We start from the raw sequence: 3,960 nt of genomic DNA on the forward strand, positions 1-3,960 counted from the left end.
AGTTCAGCTTCCGGTACCAAGCCGCAGAGGATTGCGGCCATTGACGCCCTGCGGGTTTTTGACATGTTTTTCCTGACGGGGGGCTGGCCCTGGTAGTGGCCGGCATCAATTTTTTTATGACCAGAGCCCCGCACGGTGCAGCGCTCCCATCTTGACTACGATCGGAAAGGTGGCATGATTGGGGTGAATCTGGATGGTTTGGCCTCTTCCTTCACTTGGGAATACGATGAAACCAGCGGCTTCCTCAATCGGCTCACCTACCCCAACGGCATGGTTCGCAGAAACATCTACCATCCCAAGCTCAACCTCGTGGCTTCCATTGGCTATGAGAAACAGGGAAATGGAGGCATGGCCGCCGGCCATGAATACCAGTATGATGCCCTGACGCGTCCAGTTCAACGCCGGGACTCCTGAGATGCCGCCCTTCCTGCCACAGTAAGAGATTTTACCTACAACAGCCGCAGTGAATTGACTGGAGATCAACTCAGGGAGAGAGGCAGCTACAGCTACCGGTACGACAACATCGGCAACCGCAAGACTGCACGGGAACTGGAGGAAGAAGTATCCTACAATGCCGACCGGCTTAACCAGTACACGGACATTACCAGAAATACGGAACCATTCATTCCCACTTACGATGCAGACGGCAATCAGACCAGAATCAAGACTTCTATCGGCATTTGGAAAGTGAGCTATGATGCCAATGACCGCCCTGTAATTTTTACCAGCAAAGACGGACGGACTGTCCTTACCTGCGGCTACGACTACCAGGGAAGACGCTTCAGCAAGAAGGTCACCGTCAACGGATTAACAGCCAGCTATTGCTGGTTCCTCTACCGGGGCTATTTGCAGGTGGCCCAACTGGATTTGATGCGCCCTTCTTACAGACTTGCGAAAACCTATCTGTGGGATCCGACGGAACCGATGGCCTCGCGTATCTTGATGATGACCAGCTGGAAGGATAATGGTACGGGAATAAAGGAACATTTTTGCTTCATGCACGATGCTCTGAAGAACGTCACTTCCATCTTTGACTGTAAGCAGACGCGAAGGGCGCGCTATGAGTATGCCCCCCTTGGAGCCCTAATCACGGCGCAGGGCGACAGGGCTCAGGAAAACAAGTTCAGGTTTTCCTGCGAGTTCATGGACGACGAGCTTGACCTGATCTACTACAATTACCGCTACCTGAATCCTACAGACGGCAGATGGATTAACAGGGATCCTATTGAGGAACAGGGGGGAGCAAATTTATATGCATTTTCAGGAAATGCTGTGATAAATAAATTAGACTTATTAGGATTAAAGCCTGCTTTGATGGATGATTATGATAATGCAACAAAATTCTTGAAAAAAGAAGTATCTAAGCATATTTTAGCTGCACTAAGTAAAATTATTAAAAAAGCAAATTTTAAGATGTTAAGTGGCAGGCAAACTGTCGAGCATGGAGGGGCTTTATTTAGAAAAAAAACAGCTAATTCCTATTCATATAAAGTAAGTAATCACGAAGCAGAGAGTAAAACATATCACCGCCAACCAGAAGTAGCTCCAAAAAATTATTGTGAAGTAGCAATTTGGCATTCTCACAATATCGTATTCAAACACGATGGTATAAATGAAAAAACAGGGTTCGTTCTAGGCGGAAGGTTGGAAGGCGTATTTGGACCTGGTTCCCTTTCTCCAGAAGATGAACGTACTGGATATGGATTTGTATGGGCTAATGGACATAGAGTTCCTAAAATGGACAATCCTGAAAGTGTCCCTGCATATGTTATCCAAAGTACTCCGAAACCAGCTCGCAAAGCTCTCAGACTAAAAACGTTGGATCAAGATATAAAAACACAATTCTCAGAAGAAGATTTCACAGCTATCTTGGTAGCGCGACAGATCGATGACCCTCAATCAAATAAAGAAGCAAATATTGTTATTTTAGATGAACACGGAAAACCTTTACTACCGAAGCCACGTCCTCCGAAATCTGGGAAGACTAGGCACTAATATCTTAATAATATATTTATGTTTAGGTTCTTTTTCGTGGGGGGATGATCACCTGCGAGAGTCTTCTGCAAACTTAGATGATATATTTGTATCTTCTACAGATTCCAGCAACAAGAGTCTTAACGATAGTGATATACAGATTTTTTACTTGGTGAGTGATCCATGTTGGGGAAATTTGGAAAAAGATAAGAACAATTTGTTGGAATCAGAATTGCGGAAAATCTATCCTGAATCAGGCTCTCTCTCATGGCTGGAATTTCCCATATCACCGGATTTGCCCAGTAACCCATATGGCATTAAGACATGGAGGATATGTCGCCAGCAACTCCTGTATCGGCATTATTACCCGTTCACGCATTTCTGGTATGAATACCTAAATTTAATGCCCTGCTGGATGTACAGTTTGACTGATTATATCAATGCTCCTGAACTGCAAGCCATACAACTATTGCCATGTCTTTTGAAACAGCTTTCAGATACCATGAGTCTATTTCAACATTCACCGAGAAGACTTGGAATGGAGTGGGTAGATATAGGTTCCTTGAATATGCAGGAATACGGAGGAACCCTTTCCATGATCCAATACCAAAATATGCCATGGGTTGCCTTATGTTCATATTTCACCGGCAGAACTGATTTGAAAGACAAATCATGGCTTGTGTGGTGCAGCGAGTATATTAGTCGCGTAGTCAGAAAATATCAGTATTTATATAGACTGATTTATAATACGTCTGAGTTTGCTCATCTTGGGGTATATGAGCAATTATGGATTGCCCATCAATTCAAAGCAAATAATGAATTAAAAAATAAAGATAATCATAATTATTTGGCTGATCAGTTTGATTCGAAGCGGTTATGGAATATATTATTCCCGAAAGATTATCCCGACAGCATCCGGATTTTATTTTTGGATTTCCAATATACAGCTGGGTTGTCAATTCGCGGGAAGTATATTTATTACGCCATGATCAAAAATGATAAAATGCACTTGTTCAATGATTTATTTTTTCATAAGACATTGCCGATTCCAGCAGGTTACGAGCAACTGGAACATCAATATGGGTTGCGTAAATTATCTCAACAAGAGTATTGGGAAATGGCTCTTAGTTTGGATGGTGTCACAAGAGGTCTTATCATTTCAAATGATCTGTTTTCAAAAATGAAAACCTTGTTTTCCCAATTACGTTTTCAACGGAAAGAAGAAATATCGGATTCCGAACTATTTTATATCCGAATGCCCAATGATCTGGAATGGAAAAAAAGTTCATCCATTGTGAATGATGAAAATTTGACCAAATTCCAGGATATGATCATGGATATTGCTCTTATTCTGCATTCGGAGTTTTTACATCAATTTGTGTATCCAGTCATATCGGATGAAAAGCCTGAAGTACAATAGATATTTTAAAGTAAAAGTAATGAAGAAATAATGTCTGTGGATATAGGCGGTAAACCGCATGTGACAAGATCGGCGTTTTCTTTTACCGGCTCTCCTATCCCAACGCCAAACTTCGCAGTAATATCTACCATTCCAACTCAATCTTGTGACTGCCATCGGCAACGGTCAGGATGGAATGGTCAAACAATGACCACATACGAATGCCGGTACAACTCCCTGATGACCCGCTGGAAGAATGCAGAAGGTGAGCTTTTATGATAATGACGTATCCTGTTTTTCGCTGGGAATCAATTCCAGTTGCCCCAGGGTGTCGGGGCGCCCTTTCAGGGCCATGCGCTTGAGATGTTTGGCAAAGGCGGGGCGGCGGTGGTATTTGCCGACGACTTCGCCCGTCGTTTTCAGGCGCAGAAGGTACTTGTACGTGGTGACGCGGATGGCGTCCAGTTTGGCGGCAGCGCAGGGGACGGCCCCTATTTCCCGGCAGATTTGTTTCCACCGCGGGCCGTGGGTACGTTCTCCGTGGCGTGTCCAGGCCAGGGCGTGGGCTATCTCATGCAGGATGGTGT

The 3,960-nt window shown here is 44.1% G+C and carries 4 protein-coding genes; 3 read left to right on the forward strand and 1 reads right to left on the reverse strand.

Annotated elements, in window-relative coordinates:
• Positions 1-174: 174 nt before the first annotated feature.
• From HJW02_RS12775 to HJW02_RS12785, 3 genes are all read left to right on the forward strand, one after another.
• A complete protein-coding gene (locus tag HJW02_RS12775; RefSeq protein WP_102722625.1) occupies positions 175-414 on the forward strand; it encodes a hypothetical protein in 240 nt (79 codons plus the stop codon).
• 54 nt (positions 415-468) lie between these two features.
• Positions 469-1,995, forward strand: coding sequence for an RHS repeat-associated core domain-containing protein (locus tag HJW02_RS12780; RefSeq protein ID WP_102733174.1), 1,527 nt, complete (start codon positions 469-471; stop codon positions 1,993-1,995).
• 403 nt (positions 1,996-2,398) lie between these two features.
• Positions 2,399-3,394: a hypothetical protein gene (locus tag HJW02_RS12785; protein ID WP_146018211.1), complete on the forward strand. Its 996-nt coding sequence runs from the start codon at positions 2,399-2,401 to the stop codon at positions 3,392-3,394.
• A 252-nt stretch (positions 3,395-3,646) separates the two neighbouring features.
• On the opposite strand, the gene HJW02_RS12790 is transcribed toward HJW02_RS12785, so the two are convergent.
• Positions 3,647-3,960: SprT-like domain-containing protein (locus HJW02_RS12790; protein ID WP_208050653.1), on the reverse strand; the 314-nt coding region annotated here is incomplete at its 5' end.

Origin of the sequence: Akkermansia sp. GGCC_0220 (assembly GCF_017566105.1) — a bacterium.
GTDB lineage: Bacteria > Verrucomicrobiota > Verrucomicrobiia > Verrucomicrobiales > Akkermansiaceae > Akkermansia > Akkermansia massiliensis.